General features: G+C 38.2%; 21 protein-coding genes and 1 riboswitch. Of the genes, 9 read left to right on the forward strand and 12 right to left on the reverse strand.

Annotation, left to right across the window (positions count from 1 at the left end; translation table 11 throughout):
• Window positions 1–29: 29 nt before the first annotated feature.
• The 5 genes from citX to citC are packed head-to-tail and all read right to left on the reverse strand — an operon-like array spanning window position 30 to window position 4286.
• Window positions 30–563, reverse strand: coding sequence for a citrate lyase holo-[acyl-carrier protein] synthase (gene citX / locus FEZ33_RS02805; RefSeq protein WP_171031258.1), 534 nt, complete (start codon window positions 561–563; stop codon window positions 30–32).
• On the reverse strand, window positions 556–2088 hold the full coding sequence (gene citF / locus FEZ33_RS02810) for a citrate lyase subunit alpha (RefSeq protein ID WP_138403876.1): 1533 nt from the start codon (window positions 2086–2088) through the stop codon (window positions 556–558). The genes citX and citF overlap by 8 nt, the downstream gene beginning before the upstream one ends.
• Window positions 2089–2090: 2 nt before the next feature.
• Window positions 2091–2978: a citrate (pro-3S)-lyase subunit beta gene (gene citE, locus FEZ33_RS02815; protein WP_138403877.1), complete on the reverse strand. Its 888-nt coding sequence runs from the start codon at window positions 2976–2978 to the stop codon at window positions 2091–2093.
• Window positions 2966–3271, reverse strand: a complete 306-nt coding sequence (gene citD, locus FEZ33_RS02820) for a citrate lyase acyl carrier protein (protein ID WP_138403878.1) — start codon at window positions 3269–3271, stop codon at window positions 2966–2968. The genes citE and citD overlap by 13 nt, the downstream gene beginning before the upstream one ends.
• A gap of 16 nt (window positions 3272–3287) precedes the next feature.
• Complete coding sequence (citC, locus tag FEZ33_RS02825) at window positions 3288–4286, reverse strand: [citrate (pro-3S)-lyase] ligase (RefSeq protein WP_138403879.1); 999 nt, start codon at window positions 4284–4286, stop codon at window positions 3288–3290.
• Window positions 4287–4730: 444 nt separating this feature from the next.
• On the opposite strand from citC, the gene FEZ33_RS02830 reads away from it, so the two are divergent.
• The 9 genes from FEZ33_RS02830 to mscL all read left to right on the forward strand — a co-directional run bounded on the left by FEZ33_RS02830 (window position 4731) and on the right by mscL (window position 12304).
• Window positions 4731–6122: an oxaloacetate decarboxylase subunit alpha gene (locus FEZ33_RS02830; protein WP_138403880.1), complete on the forward strand. Its 1392-nt coding sequence runs from the start codon at window positions 4731–4733 to the stop codon at window positions 6120–6122.
• Window positions 6123–6154: 32 nt separating this feature from the next.
• Window positions 6155–6451, forward strand: coding sequence for an OadG family protein (locus FEZ33_RS02835; RefSeq protein WP_138403881.1), 297 nt, complete (start codon window positions 6155–6157; stop codon window positions 6449–6451).
• Between the two features lie 16 nt (window positions 6452–6467).
• Window positions 6468–6827: a biotin/lipoyl-containing protein gene (locus tag FEZ33_RS02840; protein WP_138403882.1), complete on the forward strand. Its 360-nt coding sequence runs from the start codon at window positions 6468–6470 to the stop codon at window positions 6825–6827.
• A gap of 15 nt (window positions 6828–6842) precedes the next feature.
• The gene (locus FEZ33_RS02845) at window positions 6843–7973 is read left to right on the forward strand and encodes a sodium ion-translocating decarboxylase subunit beta (protein ID WP_138403883.1); all 1131 of its coding nucleotides are present in this window, start codon (window positions 6843–6845) and stop codon (window positions 7971–7973) included.
• A 208-nt stretch (window positions 7974–8181) separates the two neighbouring features.
• A complete protein-coding gene (locus FEZ33_RS02850) occupies window positions 8182–8886 on the forward strand; it encodes a GntR family transcriptional regulator (protein ID WP_138403884.1) in 705 nt (234 codons plus the stop codon).
• Complete coding sequence (citG, locus tag FEZ33_RS02855) at window positions 8879–9757, forward strand: triphosphoribosyl-dephospho-CoA synthase CitG (RefSeq protein ID WP_235888754.1); 879 nt, start codon at window positions 8879–8881, stop codon at window positions 9755–9757. The genes FEZ33_RS02850 and citG overlap by 8 nt, the downstream gene beginning before the upstream one ends.
• A gap of 88 nt (window positions 9758–9845) precedes the next feature.
• Window positions 9846–9948: riboswitch (THF riboswitch) on the forward strand.
• A gap of 40 nt (window positions 9949–9988) precedes the next feature.
• Entirely contained in the window at window positions 9989–10543 is a 555-nt protein-coding gene (locus FEZ33_RS02860; protein WP_138403885.1) for a folate family ECF transporter S component, read from the forward strand.
• Between the two features lie 133 nt (window positions 10544–10676).
• Window positions 10677–11810, forward strand: coding sequence for an NAD(P)/FAD-dependent oxidoreductase (locus tag FEZ33_RS02865; protein ID WP_138403886.1), 1134 nt, complete (start codon window positions 10677–10679; stop codon window positions 11808–11810).
• 119 nt (window positions 11811–11929) lie between these two features.
• Complete coding sequence (mscL, locus tag FEZ33_RS02870; protein WP_138403887.1) at window positions 11930–12304, forward strand: large conductance mechanosensitive channel protein MscL; 375 nt, start codon at window positions 11930–11932, stop codon at window positions 12302–12304.
• Between the two features lie 62 nt (window positions 12305–12366).
• On the opposite strand, the gene FEZ33_RS02875 is transcribed toward mscL, so the two are convergent.
• The 7 genes from FEZ33_RS02875 to FEZ33_RS02905 all read right to left on the reverse strand — a co-directional run bounded on the left by FEZ33_RS02875 (window position 12367) and on the right by FEZ33_RS02905 (window position 17498).
• A complete protein-coding gene (locus FEZ33_RS02875) occupies window positions 12367–13353 on the reverse strand; it encodes a helix-turn-helix domain-containing protein (RefSeq protein WP_138403888.1) in 987 nt (328 codons plus the stop codon).
• Between the two features lie 179 nt (window positions 13354–13532).
• Complete coding sequence (locus tag FEZ33_RS02880) at window positions 13533–14081, reverse strand: DNA-3-methyladenine glycosylase I (protein ID WP_138403913.1); 549 nt, start codon at window positions 14079–14081, stop codon at window positions 13533–13535.
• Between the two features lie 23 nt (window positions 14082–14104).
• The gene (locus FEZ33_RS02885; protein ID WP_171031259.1) at window positions 14105–15064 is read right to left on the reverse strand and encodes a YdcF family protein; all 960 of its coding nucleotides are present in this window, start codon (window positions 15062–15064) and stop codon (window positions 14105–14107) included.
• A gap of 77 nt (window positions 15065–15141) precedes the next feature.
• Complete coding sequence (rsmI, locus tag FEZ33_RS02890) at window positions 15142–16011, reverse strand: 16S rRNA (cytidine(1402)-2'-O)-methyltransferase (protein ID WP_438943000.1); 870 nt, start codon at window positions 16009–16011, stop codon at window positions 15142–15144.
• A gap of 7 nt (window positions 16012–16018) precedes the next feature.
• Window positions 16019–16363 carry a GIY-YIG nuclease family protein gene (locus FEZ33_RS02895; protein WP_138403891.1) on the reverse strand — a complete coding sequence of 115 codons (345 nt, stop codon included), beginning with the start codon at window positions 16361–16363 and terminating at the stop codon, window positions 16019–16021.
• Entirely contained in the window at window positions 16353–17114 is a 762-nt protein-coding gene (locus FEZ33_RS02900; RefSeq protein ID WP_138403892.1) for a tRNA1(Val) (adenine(37)-N6)-methyltransferase, read from the reverse strand. Before FEZ33_RS02900 ends, FEZ33_RS02895 begins: the two co-directional genes overlap by 11 nt.
• A 24-nt stretch (window positions 17115–17138) precedes the next feature.
• A complete protein-coding gene (locus tag FEZ33_RS02905) occupies window positions 17139–17498 on the reverse strand; it encodes an initiation control protein YabA (protein ID WP_138403893.1) in 360 nt (119 codons plus the stop codon).
• Window positions 17499–17510: the final 12 nt, after the last annotated feature.

The following is a 17510-nucleotide window of genomic DNA, read 5'->3' on the forward strand; positions in this document are numbered from 1 at the left end:
CTTCACATAAAAACACAATAGACAATCGCTTATCCTAAAAGGATTTTTGCGATTGCTTCTTGTGATTCTTCAATTGAATGTTTACGAGAACGAGCACATTCTTTAGCTGGGCGGTCGCAAATATAACATTGACGTTTCCCTACTCCAACCTCTTCGCGCTTCAAACTGCTTAATTTTCCGTCTTCTAATTTAACGACATCTAAATCAAAGACACGGCCTTTTGAATGCATTTCTTCAAGTGCTACCATTCTTTTTTTCAATTCAATGCTATCAATATCCACAAAGAAATATGCTTCTGGTCCAGTTGGTAAGTTCAAAACTTCTGAAAACTGAACCGTCACATCGTCTAACATTGCTTTTATTTCTGTCAGCATTTCTTCAAAGACACCTACTAGATAAAGTGATGTTTTAATATCACCTGGTATATTCAAAGTGACAGATAATAATGAACCCGGAGAATGTTGATTAATAATCTGGGTCTGTCTGAATGCACGTTTTTCACGCGCATCCAGCATCTCCATTAAACTCACTTCCGGGCCATTAAATACTTCATCCTTATACATTGCGAACAACGTCGATCATCGTACCATCACGGTATTGAATTAAAGCAACGTCTTTCTCTCCATATTCAATTGGTTGAGGTGTTCCTACAATTGCGTAAGCTTTCTCTTTTAATTCTTCAACTGTAAATTGTGGAATATCAACGTTCTTGAAGTGTTCTACTAAATCTTGACGTTGTGGATTAATGGCAATACCAATTTCAGTAACAACTACGTCAACACTTGATCCTGGTGTAATGACTGTGTTAACTTGCTCAACAACAGTCGGTATTCTTCCTCGAACTAACGGTGAGATAACTAATGACATCTTACTTGCTGATGCTGTATCTGGGTGACCACCAATGGCTCCACGAATTACTCCGTCTGATCCAGTAACAACGTTAACATTGAATTCTGTATCGATTTCAAGTGCCGATAAAATACATACATCCAGCTGGTTGATCGCTGCCCCTTTAAATAATGGGGAAGCGTAGAAAATCGCGTCAATTTCCGTATGCTCAGGATTACGTCCTAATGATTCTCCTGATGGTGCATCGAAGTCTTGAACATCAATTAATTTATCTACTAAACCTTCTTCATGTAGCTCCACCATTGCATTTGTAATACCCCCTAATGCAAAACTAGCTGTGATATTCTCTTTAATCATATCTTCACGCAAGTAACGCGATACAGCTAATGATGCACCACCTGTACCTGTTTGGAATGAGAATTTATCTTTAAAGTATGGTGAGTTCGTAATCACTTGGTTAGCGTATTTTGCGATAACTAGTTCTTTAGGGTTTTGCGTGAATCGAGTTGCCCCTTTAGCAATCCCTGAAGAATCTCCGATAGCATCAACTTCAACAACATAGTCAACATCTGTTTGAGGAATGCTGATTGGTGTATTTGGATAAGGCATTAATGAGTCTGTAATGGCTACAACGTTGTCTGCATATCTTGCATCCACTTTCGCGTAACCTAACGAGCCACAAATTGCTTTACCTTTAGTACCATTTATATTTCCATAGGCATCTGAACTTGGCGCACCTATGAAGGCAACGTCAATTTTGATTTCGCCTGATGCAATTGCTTGTGCACGTCCACCGTGAGAACGTAGTACAACTGGGTTTTTCATAATTCCGTCTGAAACTGCTGCTCCGACTTTATCACGTAAACCACTTGATGTAATGTTTGTGACTACACCATTTTTAATGTGTTCGATTAATGGCTCATGAACGTTAGCAATTGAACTTGGTGCAATCGTTAAATCTTTAATTCCCATTGCTGCAATCTCATCCATGACCATGTTTAGTACATAGTCACCTTCACGGAAGTGGTGGTGGAAAGAAATTGTCATACCGTCTTTAAGTCCTGTTTTTTCAATCGCTTCACGTAAGCTACCTACTAATTTGTCATCACCTAGTTTAATAGGATTGATTTTACGGATAGACTCTTCATATTGTGTGCTGTATTTAGATTCTTCTCCATAAGCACCGTATTGATCAACAATATGTTGTGGAATATCGCGACCGACTGTATTCTTAACCATAATTATAGTTCCTCCTCTGTAATGATATTCGCTGCTTTAGCTAAAGCAATCACACGCTCAGCACGTTCAACGATTGGCTTATCAACCATTTTTCCGTTAACAGAGATAACCCCTGAACCTTTTTCTTCAGCTTCTTGAATTGCCCAAATAATTTCTTTTGCATTGTCAATTTCTTTTTGAGTTGGTGCGTATTCATCATGAACAATTGGAATTTGACGAGGGTTGATAATTGATTTTCCATCGAAACCTAATTGTTTAATACGTTGTACTTCATTTCTGAAGCCTTCTTCGTTATCTACGTCTGAATAAACAGTATCTAAAGCTGCAATACCTGCATCTCTCGCTGCATGTAGAATGAAGCTACGTGCGAAGAATAATTCTTCTCCAGTGGCACTTCTTTCAGTCTTCATGTTTGTCACGTAGTCTTCTGCTCCTAGAGCGATACCGATTAAGCGGTCTGACGCGTGGGCAATCTCACGTACATTTAAAATACCTGTAGCTGATTCGATCGCAGCCATAATATTTGTTGTACCCACTTCGATGCCGTTTTCTCTCTCAACTCGTTCGATAACAGCTTCGACGTCTTTGATTTCTTGTGCATTTTCAGTTTTTGGTAAACGAATCACGTTCACGCCACCTAATACTGATGCTTCGATATCCTGATCTCCACCAGCTTTTAAATCGTTAATACGAACAACCGTTTCAACGTTACTATAGTCAATATTTTTTAATGCATTATGTACTAACATACGTGCAGTATCTTTCTCGTTCAATGATACAGCATCTTCTAAATCAAACATTACTGCATCTGAGCCGTATAAAGGCGCATCTCTAAGCATTGCTGCGTTAGCACCAGGCACAAACATCATCGTTCTTCTTAAACGCTCCATGTTGCAATCTCCTTCCAGTTAAATGTAGTTTCATCTGCAGCACGGTAAACAGCTGCAATTGTTCTTGCTTGAACGGTACAATCTAATGCACCTTGGTCAACAGCAGTTACTTTTGCGTTTTCCACTCCAAGTTTTTCTAAAGTTTCTTTGATAACTTTACGGATTTGTGCTCCGAATTGTTTCTCTACACTACTTTCTAGTTCAATCTCGATACCATTATCTGATTGAGCCACAGTGACCATAATGTCAGAAGACTCAACTGTCCCTGCGACACCATTTTGTTTAATTTCCATCTTTTTCACCTCAAATTTATTTTTTGTTTTGAATATAGTCGTACGTTGTACTTGGAACTAAATTTTTAATGCTTTCTGGATGACCTTCCGAAAGTGCTTGACGTACTTTCGTTGCACTAATCACTTCACCTTCTACTTCTAATCTTGGAATAATTTCTAATTCCAAATCATCTTGAAAAACTTCACTCATACTTTCGTTATAAATCTCTGTTACGCGTGAATAGGGCTCTTTACCGACGAGGCGGTGTTTGATATTAAGAATCGGAGCCACTCTTTCTTTAAATAACGTAGCATCAACCGTTGCTTGAATTCGTGCGACACTTTCTTGAGCACGATCTCGCAAGAAGTATGATGGGAATGTTGCCGAAGAGACCATGTAATCATTCGTTGGTAAGACAATGACATTTGACATGTCAGCGGTTGCACGTTTTACCAACATCATTCGCTCCTCATCATTGAATTCAGAACGATCTTCAGACAGAACGAATACATACACGTAATCACTTCGTTTGGCTATTTCTTCAATTAAGTGAAGGTGTCCTTTGGTAATCGGGTTGGCGTTCATAACGACCGCGCCATTGTTTCCTTCTTTTTTATGATTACTTAACATAGATAAGTAATCTTCAAAACTAGGATGACCAAATTCCATGAAGGTAACATTCGACGTCTCTACAATTTTATTAAAGCCTAGTGATTTAAAGTAAACACTATTCTTTGGACATGTATAGACGAAATAATGATTTGAGCCATTACTTCTTAGTTGATCCATTAGATGGACAACAATATCCGTCAGAAAGTTTTCTGATCGATAGTCTGAATGAACGGCTACACATTTAATAACGTTGCCAGCATATGAACCAGTAGCAACGAGATCATCACCTTTATAAATCCCGACTGTATAATCGGTCTGTTCCTGAGTGCTTAAGTTGGAAGCTTCTAATAAGTTTTCCCAATCTTTGCGTGCACTTTGGCTTCGATGAATCCATAAACGTTTCGTTGTATACACTATCATCATCCTTTTTATTGACTAAAAGTTCTATTGCCTGCCCCAAACCAATATTGTATGAAGAAAATCATTTATTTCTTCATTCCACTATTCATTATATATTAATTATATTAATCGTGTTGTTTTTCCCCTGTATTTTATAATTCTAATCCTTATGCTGCCTAACATGTTAACGTTATCAGTCGATTAGAATGTTATTATGATGTAAATATTATGACAGAATCACCTATAGTATTGTTGGATTAAATTTACTTCTTCTATATAAAGCCGTTTTAATCAGCAATCTATTTAAGGTCTTTTAGAGTTATATTTAATCCTGTTTTTATTTTATGCAAAAATTTATACGCAAAAAAACACCATTAGAACAGTATTTTCCCAAAAAAGAATTTCATTCCAAGGTGTTTTCGCTTACAATAAAGATAAATATAACTTATGAGAAAGGTTGATATATATATGATTGAAGTACGTATTAATGAAACCGTCTTGAGAGATGCGCATCAAAGTTTGATGGCAACGCGCATGTCGACAGAAGATATGCTTCCAATTATTGAGAAAATGGACTCGGCGGGATATTACGCACTTGAATGTTGGGGGGGTGCAACTTATGACTCAGCGATTCGTTTCTTAGATGAGAATCCATGGGAACGACTACGCGAAATTCGTAAACGTACGCCGAATACGAAATTGATGATGTTACTTAGAGGTCAAAACTTAATCGGTTACCGTCACTATGCTGATGATGTTGTTGATAAGTTTATTCAAAAGGCTGTTGAGAACGGCATTGATATCTTCCGAATCTTCGATGCGTTAAACGATTCACGTAATGTTCGCGCTTCACTTGAAGCAGTTAAGAAATACGGTGCACATGCACAATTAGCAATTGCATATACAACAAGTGATGTTCATACCGTTGAGTATTACACAAAACTAGCAAAAGAATACAACGATATGGGTGCTGACTCAATCTGTATTAAAGACATGGCTGGTATCTTAACTCCGGCTGTTACTCGTGAATTAATTCCAGCGATTAAAGCTGTGATTGATGTGCCATTAAACTTACACACGCACGCAACAAGTGGTGTGTCACAAATGACTTACTTAGCTGCTGTTGAGAATGGCGTTGATATTATTGATACAGCGATTTCTCCATTAGCTGAAGGAACAAGTCAACCACCTACTGAATCAATGGCATTAACATTAGAAGAATTAAATATTAATACACACTTAAACATTGATACTTTAGAAGAAATTGCGGACTACTTTAAAGGCATTCGTGATAAATATTTAGCAGACGGAACATTAGACAGTAAAATGATGTTCGCTGATCCTAAAGCTTTAATTTACCAAGTTCCTGGTGGTATGTTATCGAACTTAAACTCACAACTCCGCCAAGCAGGTGCTTTAGATAAATACGATGCTGTACTTAACGAAGTTCCTTCTGTTCGTGAGGACATGGGCTTCCCACCACTTGTAACACCCTTGAGTCAAATGGTTGGAACACAAGCGGTATTCAACGTCTTAGCTGGAGAACGCTACAAGATGGTGCCTAACGAAATTAAGGACTACTTAAAAGGCTTATATGGTAAATCTCCTGCACCAGTGGATGAGGAATTCCGTCGCTCAATTATCGGTGACGCAGAAGTCATCGAAACGCGTCCAGCAGATCGTTTAGATCCAGAGTTCGAAAAACTTAAAGCTGAATTAGGCGACCTAGGTAAAAATGATGAAGACGTATTAACTTATACTTTATTCCCACAAGTGGGTCAGCAATACCTAGAAAGAAAATATCAACCTAAACCAGTAGCTGGAGAAACAATTAAGATTCAAGCACGCTACGGTCAATAAAGAGTCGATGAACGAAGGAGGAATTTAATTAGATGGAATCAATCAGTATTATGGACGGTTTGATGTTAACTATCGTTTCCATGCTTACAGTATTTTCAGTACTACTAGTTCTTTGGGGACTAACAGAAATGATTGCAAAGTTTGTTAACGGAAGTGATAAAGCCGAACCTGCACCTGCAGCAGCTAAACCAGCACCTGCAGTAAACACAAACAACTTAGCACCAAACAAAAAGCATCAACAAGTTGCTGAATTAGTCGCTTTAGCATTAGCGTCTGAAGATGAGCCAAACAAAAAGTTAGAAATCCAAGAATCAAAACGAATTAAATAATCGGAGGATATAAATCATGAAAAAATACGAAATCGAAATTAATAATGAAGTATACCGCGTATCGGTAAAAGAATTACCTGCTGATGCAGATATGTCAACGGGTCAAACAGCTGCTCCTGCTACTCAAGAAACACAAAGTGCTCCAGCACCTGCTGCAGCATCAGGCGGAACAGAAATTAACGCACCAATGTCTGGAACTATCTTAAAAGTTGCTGTCACACCAGGTCAATCAGTTGCTCAAGGGGATACATTAATCGTCTTAGAAGCTATGAAGATGGAGAACGAAATTGTTGCTCCTGCTGATGGTGTTGTTGGTTCAATTAGTGTCAGTCAAGGTGACAGTGTACAATCTGATCAATTACTACTGACTATATAGGAGGTATTCGTTTACATGTTAGACACAATCAATGAACTTATACAAACTTCCGGGTTTTTAAGTATAACTATACAAGAAATTATCGTCATTATGTTGGCTTTGGTTTTAATCTTTTTAGCCGTTTCTAAAAACTATGAACCATATTTATTAATTCCAATTGGATTCGGTATGTTACTAGCTAACTTACCTCTGACGGGATTAATGGATCCTGCTACTGCAACAGAGAATGGTGGATTGCTTCATTACTTATATCAAGGGGTCGGGCTCGGAATATTCCCACCACTGATCTTCCTCTGTTTAGGAGCATCTACTGACTTTGGTCCGCTTATTGCGAATCCAAAAACATTATTATTAGGTGGAGCTGCTCAATTCGGTATCTTCGCTGCATTCTTCGGTGCTTTAGCCTTAGGTATGACGCCAAGTGAATCTGCTGCGATTGGTATTATTGGGGGAGCAGATGGCCCAACAGCTATCTATATTTCTTCTCAATTAGCTGAGCATATCTTGCCAACAATTGCGATTGCTGCTTACTCATACATGGCGCTTGTTCCAATTATTCAACCGCCAATTATGCGTGCGTTAACAACTGAAAAAGAAAGAACAACTGTTATGACGCAAGCACGTCCAGTATCACAAAAGGAAAAAATCATTTTCCCAATCGTTGTTACTTTATTCGTTAGTTTACTAATTCCTTCAGCTGCATCATTAGTTGGGATGTTAATGTTAGGAAACTTAATTCGTGAAAGTAAAGTTGTACCTTTAATCACTACAACTTTAGAGAACTCAATGATGTATATCATTACAATTCTTTTAGGTGTTTCAGTAGGTGCTTCAGCAGATGCTGCTACTTTATTATCACTTGATACAATCAAAATCATTTTCTTAGGTCTATTCGCCTTTGTTATTGGTACGACAAGTGGTGTCCTTATGGGTAAACTGATGTACAAATTAACAAATGGTAAAATTAATCCATTAATTGGTTCTGCAGGTGTTTCTGCTGTACCAATGGCTGCGCGTGTTGCACAGTCTGAAGGGATTAAAGCAAACCCTAATAACTACTTATTAATGCACGCAATGGGACCAAACGTAGCTGGAGTTATTGGATCAGCTGTTGCAGCTGGTATCTTACTAAGCTTCTTTGGATAATCAATGTAACAAATGAGTTTATAACGAAGGTATACTTTTAACAAAGTGTACCTTCGTTTTTTGTTAATATTTTAAATATGTATGTTGAATTGAAGCTATTACCATAGCTTATTGAATTTCAACTCAAATAAGTATACAATTCAAGTGCATTGTTTAATGACACATTTTGTCCTTTGAAAAAAATAATATATAATGTAGGGGGTATACAATGGATTCTACAGTTGAAGCCGTTAAGGCAAATTTAGATATCAATTCCAATCAAACGTTAAAAGTTTCTGTCTATCATGCATTTAAGCGTACCATTATCTTAGGTGAAATTCCCGCAGGTGAGCGTATTAATGAATCGGTTTTCTCAGAAGAAATGAACATTAGTCGAACTCCTATTCGCTATGCGCTCGAACAACTCTTAAAAGAAGAACTGGTTGAACATGTTCCGGGTATCGGGATGATTGTTAGAGGGATTAGTATTAAAGATGCATACGAAATTTATGATATTCGTAAAGCACTCGACACACTTGCCTTTACGAAAGCTATGCACCTGATGACCGAGGAGGATTTCGATGAACTTGAGCGCCATTTACAAAGCGGGGATAGCATTCAAACAAAAGAATCTGATGACCGCATTGATAACCTAATTAATAATTTCTCTGGGTTTAATGCTTATGTTTATGAAAAGTCACAGATGCGTCGTCTACCGAAAATTATTGATGAGCTGCAGGCCTATCTCGTTTACTTTAGAGAATTATCCATTCGTTCAGAAGTTCGCAGTAAAATTGCACTAGAAGAGCACTTCTTAATCTTAAGAGGGATGCGCAATAAAGATGTTGAAACAATGACCATGCTTATTCATGAGCATCTCGATCATTCATTGAAGTTTATTATTGAAGATATGGAGAATCGTAATATTGGATAATGTACACTCAATCCATAATCGCATTCCCCGTCTCGCAACGAAAGCGTTGATGTATGAAGTCTCTTTATCACCTAAACCAGGTTTAGTGGATCGTTTCAATAACGGTTCGCACCGAGATATGAACTTTTACACGTTTGTTGATAGCGTACTTTCTTTTGAACCCTTCTTTAAGCAGTATTATGACTTAGGAAGAAACTTACATCAAACAGAAGATTTAAGTGAATTATTTAACGGCTCAAGACGTATTGGAATTAATGCGGAAATCGCTATGTTTGAAGCAACGCATGGTATTAATACTCATAAAGGTGCTAACTTTTCATTCGCCCTTTTACTTGTAGCTGTAGGTTATATTATTGAGCGTAAGCAGTTATCGACTTGGTCAGCTACTCGCACAACCGAAGCGTTTCAATTGATTCGTTTAATGACCAAAGACATCTTACTGAAAGATTTTGATGATGTGCATACAAGAGAAAAATTATCTCATGGCGAGAGATTGTATATTGAACATGGCATTACGGGGATTCGTGGCGAGGCAGTTAGTGGTTACCCTATCTTACAAGATGTGTTGATGCCTTATTTACGTAGTTTAGATGATCCAATACTAGAACATAATTTATTAAAAGCATTGCTACTCATCATGGGACACATTGAAGACGGCAATATTATTCACCGGGGTGGGTTCGAAGCTTGGGAAACCATTAAGATGGAAGCACTTACTTTGTTTAATGATCCTAATGAGCCGAGCGAATTTCTAGAAGCGCTGCACGAATATGACCAAGTGATGATTGAACGACATCTGAGTCCTGGTGGAGCGGCGGATGCTTTAGCTTTAGGTATCTTCTTGTCTCTATTAGAACAAGCGGAGTTTTAATACAGCGCCCTTCTTCCTTAGTGAGCTATATTTTCTAACAAAAGTACAGTATAATGAAGATATAATTGGAAACAATTAAATAAAGGATAACAGAGTAAAAAATAAGCGTGAAGTGTTCTTAGATGGGATGTTGCTAAGAAACGAAACTTGGTTCACTAAACTAGGTGCGATTTATTTTTGCATTCGCTGCATATCACTGTGTGGCTCTCTGTGAAAGAGGAGAGTATTTATATGAACAAGAAGGTAGACGTCGAGCAGAACATTAGACCAAGGAAAGTTACAACGTCGCAGTTAACTTTAATGGCGGTTATGATCGCCGCAAGGATTGTCTTAAGTTTCATACCGTCTTTAAATTTCGGTAACTTAGTTGAAATCGGCCTTGGCTTTGTCGGTACAGCCTTTAGTGGGATTTTATTTGGTCCCCTTTTCGCTTTGCTCGTTTCAACAGTGACAGACTTAATCACTTTTTTCATTAGTGGGAGTGGGTTCTTTTTCCCTGGCTTCACGTTAAGTGCCGCTTTAGGTGGATGGATTTACGGCTGGGTTCTATGGCGTAAGCCAATCAGTTGGAAACGTGTGTTTGTTGCGGTTTTACTCGTGACATTAATTATCAATTTAGGTTTGAATTCCGTGTGGATTCGCATGATGTATGGCCGCGCATGGGCTGCTTTCATGCCAATGAGAATTGTTAAAAATCTTATCTCATTACCAATTAACACGATTATATTAACGTTCCTATTCAAGTCACCGACCATCGAAAAACTCATTAAAAAATATCAATTTTAAAAACATTCAATAAAAACCCTCTGTCTAGCGTGCGAGCCCAGTGATTACTGGCACGTTGGACAGAGATTTTTTGTTTTTTTTACATAAAAATCCTTTATAATATAAGGAACAAGTAATCAGGAAAGGTGATAGTATGGTTAAAAAAATTGCAATTATTGGTGGGGGTATTGTCGGTTCAACGGCGGCTTACTATTTAGCGCGGTCTGGTCACACAGTCACAGTCTTTGACCACGGAATTGGCCAAGCTACGCGCGCTTCTGCAGGTATTATCTGCCCTTGGTTCTCTTTACGTCGGAATAAGCCTTGGTACTTTCTAGTATCTAAAGGGGCTGAGTTTTATCATCAGTTTATGCAAGATTTGAAAGATGATGGTTATAATACAGACGCTATCTATCAAATCGATGGTGCGATCATGATTCGAAATACAGATAAACGCGTTCAAAAAGACCTTGATCAAGCAGAAGCGAAACAAGAAGCTTCACCTTCAATTGGAGAAGTTAAGAAACTTTCAACAGAAGATATCTCGGATTATTTACCTTTAATTGAATCGGATCATCCAGCGACGTGGGTTGAAGGTGGGGGTCGCGTTCATGGTGATGCCCTTATTGATACACTTCACCAAGCAATTCAAGACTTAGGTGGGAAAATTATTCGTGAAAAAGCCCAACTTAAGAAAGAAAGTGGGGATATCTACATTTCTACCCCTTCGGTGGCTAAGCATAATTTTGACCGCTTACTTCTTTCTCCTGGTCCTGGTTTAACAAACTTATTAGAACCTCTAGGATACAAGGTTGATATTCGTGCTCAAAAGGGTCAACTCTTTGTGCTTAAACATACTGACTGGGTTGACCAGCATTGGCCAGTGATCATGCCTCCAGGACAAAGTGATATCATCCCATTCAATAATGGTGAAATTATCATTGGTGCAACACACGAAGATGACCAAGGCAACAACTTACATGTTGATGAAGCTGTGCTAAATGAATTACGAGTTGAAGCTAGAAAATGGATGCCAAGTGTTGATGACCATGACATCGTTGAATCTAAAGTAGGAACACGGGCGCACACATCAGACTTCTCTGTCCTAGTAGGTGCAGTGCCAAACTTAGACAATGTCTGGGCAATCAGTGGCTTAGGATCATCTGGTCTAACAAGTGGCCCATTCTTAGGCTATCAGTGGGCACAACTCGTTGAAACAAATGCCTGGGATATTGATAAAGAAGCCTTTCCGATTGAAAAGTATATTCAAGTAAATGACGCTCAATAATCAACTAACCCTACTAGGATAAGTAAAGTTTATGATCACATTATTGGGATTTTAAATGTGAACATGATATATTTGAATTAGCAATTTATTTTATTATTATCCTTGAGGAGGATGTTCTTATGTGGAAAGAGTTTAAAGGCTTTATTGCGAACGACAGCATTATCACTATGGCAACTGGTATTATTATGGGTTCTGCATTTACTGCAATTGTTAATTCATTAGTTAACAATATTTTCATGCCGATTATTGTGGCAATCACAGGTCAAGCAGATGTATCAGGTGTTGCTATTTCAATTGGTAACACTGAATTAGCTGTTGGGTTATTCTTACAAGCTGTTATTAACTTTATCTTAGTGGCTTTATTCTTATACTTAACACTTAAAGCTTTAGAGAAAGTACAAAATAAAAAAATCGTTGCTCCAGACGAAGAACCTGCTGGACCAACTGAAACTGAATTATTAGAAGAAATTTTAGGAGAATTACGTAAAAAATAATTCTTTAGACATTAAAACTCAGGCACCCTGTTAAATTAACAAGGTGCCTGAGTTTTTTGCTTTTATTCGTTGTTTTGACTTCTGAAGTCCACTACACCAGATAGGGCTGCAAAGATCATAGCTGCAATCGGCCAAATGAACCAACTGCGTCCCCAATCCGCTGTGATAAAACTATAACCAAAGAAGATGGCAGTCACTATTGGCCAGTAAATACCGGCTATACGATCAACCACTTCACTTTCCTCATCCTCTGACTGACGGTGATTAAGTAATGTATTCAAACTGCCCCAATAAATTCCTGTAGAAATCAACATATAGATAGCCATAGAAACCACTGCTAGAAAAATTCCAACAACATAGCCAATATGTTCCTCTGCAAAACTTGGGAACAGTAAGTGAATAATAATGATTGGAAGTACGCTCACTATGATTAAACCAACGCCAAAGGATACTTGTCGCGTATGCGTCGGACGGTAATTCTCAATCTCTTTCTCGACAAATCCGCGAACACCAAACTCCAACTCAAAGGCTTCTTCTTCTAAAAACGCAAAGTTTTGCATACGCATATTCGCAAAGATCATCACACCGACACCTAAGGCTACAAGTAAGAACAGTGCACTAATTCCAATCGCTTCACTGACATTCTCTGGAATTATTCGAAGCATCGATGGTGTTGTTAAAGTCACAATCGGAATGACACTACTTATTAGTAGCACAACCCCTATACCAATTCGATGAGCAAAATCTGACTTCTCTTCTAAATATTCTTTAGCTGTATTCAGTGACACAGACACAAAATCTGCTTTTGGTAATTCTGCTTCTTTTGCAACTTCCTCTTCTGTTTCTATACTTACGTCATCATTTAAGAGATTATCGGTTGTAACACCAAAAAGTTTTGAGAGTTTAAGGACTTTGTTTAAATCGGGTGTCGCTTGATTGCCTTCCCACTTTGAGACTGACTGACGACTGACATTCAACTTTTCAGCTAAATCCTCTTGCGTCATATTGTATTTCTTTCGCAAGTGAATTATTTTGTCTGCTAATATCATGAATAACACTCCTTATGTTTTGTATTCATCTCTCTTTTCCTACCTTTATTATCTCTCAAATGATGGTTGCAGACCATGTAGTGCACTGTATAATTGCGCAACTAGCGGTTGCAAATGGCTTTATATTAACATTTATCTTCTATTATCAATATATACTTAATTTAGTCTGTTTGATAATTTTAACGAAAGTCACAAGCTAAATCGTGGTCATTGATAATGCCAATCGCTTGAAGGTATGAGTAAATTGTGACACTGCCAATAAATTTAAAGCCACGCTTCTTCATATCTTTTGTCACTGCATTACTTAAGGCACTTTGTGTAGGACGCTCCTCATTAGACTGACTCACGACGACTTGCTTCCCTGAAACAAAGTCCCAGATATATTTATCAAAACTGCCTAATTCGTCTTGAACTTTCATAAAAGCTCGTGCATTCGCAATCGTAGCTCTTATCTTCCCTTTATGACGAATAATTCCTGCATCATTTGAAAGACGTTCAATGTCTTCTTCACCGTACTCAGCGATTTTTTCATAGTCAAAGTGATCAAAGGCGTTTATAAAGTTCTCTTTTTTGGATAAGACGAGTTGCCAGGATAAGCCGACATGAAAGCTTTCCAATATTAACCATTGAAATAACAATTGATCGTCATGTTCCGGCACTCCCCAGATGTGGTCATGGTATTCCACATAATAATCTGGTTTGCCAGCAATCCATTCACAGCGTTTGATTTCGGTCACTTTATCCACTCCTTTTAATAAAAAATATCGAACAAACCAATCGCAATTAATAAGATGATAAAAGCGTAATTCAACTCTCTTGTAAGTAAAATATAGGCCACATATTCACGAATAATTGAAAACGGCCATAAATACGATGGTGTTCCTGCGCCTTGATAGTAAGCCTTAAAACGACTTTGGCGCGCAATATAGGTCGAACGCATCAAGTGAAAGCGACTCGTAATAACTGCCACTTTCCCGGACAAGCGATGTTCTTTAATCAGCTCATTGGCAAATTTAAAGTTTTCATCCGTATTTTTTGCTCGCGGTTCTAACAGAATATCTTCTGCCGGAATCCCTTTTTGAATTAAATAATTCTCCATCCCTTCAGCTTCTGAGTACGTTGATTGATGCTGAGGACCTCCGGTAACAATAATGGTAATCTTTGAATGAGTTCGACTCTTTTGTCTGTAATATACTTGAATTGCTTTATCTAATCGTCGTCTCAGGACATTCGTCACATTATCTATGTCATCTAACTGGCTTCCTAAGACAAGGAGAATCGTTGCTTGCTTTCCTCTCGACCAAAAACTAATTGCAAAATTTAACGCGATATAGCAAAGAAACGTCCCAACAAAGTAAATCGATAAGTAAATATATATACCAATAATTTCTTGGATTTGAATATCATTCAGGCGCAACATCGCCCAAATCGTTGCTCCTACAAAGACTAACAAGGTAAAAGCTAAGACGAGATTGAAGATCGTCTTTGAAATCTTAGGCGAGGGTTGCCGGACGGTCTGATTAATTGCTAAGACCGCAATCAGTAATAAGACAAAGGGCACTGCCGCAATGAAAAAGCCACTAATTATATATAAAAAATATCGAAACATAAAGACAGGTGTCCAATTACTTTGTAAAACCAAGCCCATTAAGAAGCTATTTAAACCATATAAAGCGAAGGCAGACGGTTGGAGCCAAGAATAATTCGTCAAAAAAGAGAGGAGAAATAGCACCAAAAATACAATTGCAATTCCATACAATAGCACTTCTTTTCCCCCCTCTGAATATTTTAAGTTAAGTTATGATAATCATTATAAACAATTTGCTTTTTAACTTCACGAATTTTGGCTACTTCTTTAATCGCATCTTTCGCTTGAATTCCTTTTGTGGCCATCATTAATTCCACATGTTCTTTGTAAGGTAAACTCGATACCGCTTCGTCTGTCGCCAATTTGACAGATCCTCCTTCGATTAAAAGTACGCATTCCCCTTTAAGTTCACGGTCTTTAAGATGTTCACTCACTTCCGCTGCACTCGCGCGAATGTATTCTTCATAACGTTTTGTTAGTTCACGCGCGATGACAACCTGCGTGTCTTCACCTAAATGCGTCACAATTTGCGATACAGCTTGTTTAATCCGGTAGGGTGATTCATAAAAAATCGCCGTCTCATCTCTTTGCCCGACAATTTCTAAAGCCGCTTTTTGATCTGCTTTACCTCGTGGGAAAAAGCCGTAATAAGCAAACTGTTCACTTGGTAAACCTGAAGCAACTAGGGCAGTTAAAGCCGCATTCGCTCCTGGTAAAGCCACAACTGGCAAATCCTCTTCCAAACAAGCTTGAACTAGAGGTTGCCCAGGATCATTAATTAAAGGCATTCCGGCATCACTGACTAAGGCAATGGTCTTACCTTCATGTAATTCATTAACCCAAGCTGTGACTTCATGACTGCGTGAATGTTCATGAAAACTACGTAAATTCGCTTGAATATCAAAATGATTTAATAACTTAATCGTATTTCGTGTATCTTCAGCTAGGACAATATCAGCCTCTTTTAAGATATTGACGGCTCTAAACGTCATATCTTCCAAATTACCAATCGGTGTTGGCACTAAATATAATATTCCTGCTTCTTGTTGTTGGAAACTATGTTGTTGCACACTGATCCTACTCCTCTATTGGCTCTTCGTCTTTATTATCGGTAAATTTATTTACAAAGACAAGTTGTTGGCTTCTAACATCTGCTTGTCCATGCTCTTTTAAGTATTTTTCCTTTTGGGGGCGGGTTAATCGTTTAAATTTTGCTTCCGCACTCATTGCTAACGACTTGCTCTCCCAACGTTCCGCGTAGATCATGCGAACCGGAAGTCGTTTGCGAACTCGAGTATATTTCGCTCCCTTACCCGCATTATGCGTAGCCAAGCGGTTAGCTAAGTCAACGGTATAACCTCCGTATAGCGTGCCGTCTTGACAGAATAAGACGTAGAAATAATATGCCTGTTTACTCGCCATTATACATCGCCATCAATGTCGGTGTATATTCATTGTTATCTTCATGAACTACAATCGCCGGTTCAATCTTCACACCGCGACGTCCTCCGCGATATATCGCTTCAATTAAGACACCATTCGCATTCATGTCTTTCTTCGGATGAATAAACTGAATACGGTGAATACTGAAATGGTGATTTAGCAATGTTTCGATTAAATCATCCAAACGGCTCGGACGGTGAACGATAAATAACTTACCTTTTTCTCGCATAATTTGACTCGCCTTTTTGATCCACTGCTCCATCGTCAGCATTAATTCATGACGCGCTAAAGCATGACTTGTCAAACGGTGGGTCGCATTACTACTTTCCGCTAGAAAGTACGGTGGATTACAACTAATAATGTCATATAATTGCCCTTGTGTATGTTTAAGATCATTAATATCTCCTTGAGCAAAGGTAATTTGGTCTTCTTTACCGTTCCACTTCGCACTACGTCTTGCCATATCAACTAAAGGTTCTTGCAGTTCAATGCCGTTTAATGGTGCTTCTGTTCGCTGTGACAGAAGTAGCGGAATGACCCCATTACCACTACAAAAATCCAAGTATTTAAATTTATTTCCTTTAGGTAATTTAATGAAGTTAGCTAGCAACAAAGCATCCACTGATAACGTAAAATACTCTGTACTTTGGATAATACCTAACTTTCCACCTAAAAATGAATCAACTCGTTCAGTTGAATGAACGAGTTGAGATTTATTTTGAACATCCATGAACAAGCCTCCTCAAAATGTATGTTATGAATGATTTTCTAAGCGTTCTAGAATTTCCTGGCAGAACAGACATTGCTCATTAGAAGATCGACGTGATCCAAAGAACTCATGACACACATGAATTCCTTCGTTATAAAAGCCTAGAAGACTCTCGCGCCCACTACTTGTCTGACTATCCTCTTCCCCTTCAGTCACTTCTTCTTGAGCGTCTGTTTGGAATTTAATTAACAGACTTTTCAAATCATTGTTACTCATACGTAGTTTATTGTTTTCCTCAACTAAGTTGTCAATGACTTCTCTCAGCTGTGCCACTGTATCACTTAACTGAAGCAAATGTGTCTCTGCTTCATCAAACATTTCTAAGTAATTATTTTTGTCTCTCATTGTTTGGCACAC

It is taken from the genome of Ruoffia tabacinasalis (genome assembly GCF_005864045.1).
In the GTDB taxonomy this organism is placed as follows: Bacteria; Bacillota; Bacilli; order Lactobacillales; family Aerococcaceae; genus Ruoffia; species Ruoffia tabacinasalis.

Coding starts and splice junctions, on each gene's coding strand:
- citX (WP_171031258.1), bottom strand. CDS start 563: ATGTATAAGGATGAAGTATTTAATGGCCCGGAAGTGAGTTTAATGGAG.
- citF (WP_138403876.1), bottom strand. CDS start 2,088: ATGGTTAAGAATACAGTCGGTCGCGATATTCCACAACATATTGTTGAT.
- citE (WP_138403877.1), bottom strand. CDS start 2,978: ATGGAGCGTTTAAGAAGAACGATGATGTTTGTGCCTGGTGCTAACGCA.
- citD (WP_138403878.1), bottom strand. CDS start 3,271: ATGGAAATTAAACAAAATGGTGTCGCAGGGACAGTTGAGTCTTCTGAC.
- citC (WP_138403879.1), bottom strand. CDS start 4,286: ATGATGATAGTGTATACAACGAAACGTTTATGGATTCATCGAAGCCAA.
- FEZ33_RS02830 (WP_138403880.1), top strand. CDS start 4,731: ATGATTGAAGTACGTATTAATGAAACCGTCTTGAGAGATGCGCATCAA.
- FEZ33_RS02835 (WP_138403881.1), top strand. CDS start 6,155: ATGGAATCAATCAGTATTATGGACGGTTTGATGTTAACTATCGTTTCC.
- FEZ33_RS02840 (WP_138403882.1), top strand. CDS start 6,468: ATGAAAAAATACGAAATCGAAATTAATAATGAAGTATACCGCGTATCG.
- FEZ33_RS02845 (WP_138403883.1), top strand. CDS start 6,843: ATGTTAGACACAATCAATGAACTTATACAAACTTCCGGGTTTTTAAGT.
- FEZ33_RS02850 (WP_138403884.1), top strand. CDS start 8,182: ATGGATTCTACAGTTGAAGCCGTTAAGGCAAATTTAGATATCAATTCC.
- FEZ33_RS02860 (WP_138403885.1), top strand. CDS start 9,989: ATGAACAAGAAGGTAGACGTCGAGCAGAACATTAGACCAAGGAAAGTT.
- FEZ33_RS02865 (WP_138403886.1), top strand. CDS start 10,677: ATGGTTAAAAAAATTGCAATTATTGGTGGGGGTATTGTCGGTTCAACG.
- mscL (WP_138403887.1), top strand. CDS start 11,930: ATGTGGAAAGAGTTTAAAGGCTTTATTGCGAACGACAGCATTATCACT.
- FEZ33_RS02875 (WP_138403888.1), bottom strand. CDS start 13,353: ATGATATTAGCAGACAAAATAATTCACTTGCGAAAGAAATACAATATG.
- FEZ33_RS02895 (WP_138403891.1), bottom strand. CDS start 16,363: ATGGCGAGTAAACAGGCATATTATTTCTACGTCTTATTCTGTCAAGAC.
- FEZ33_RS02900 (WP_138403892.1), bottom strand. CDS start 17,114: ATGGATGTTCAAAATAAATCTCAACTCGTTCATTCAACTGAACGAGTT.
- FEZ33_RS02905 (WP_138403893.1), bottom strand. CDS start 17,498: ATGAGAGACAAAAATAATTACTTAGAAATGTTTGATGAAGCAGAGACA.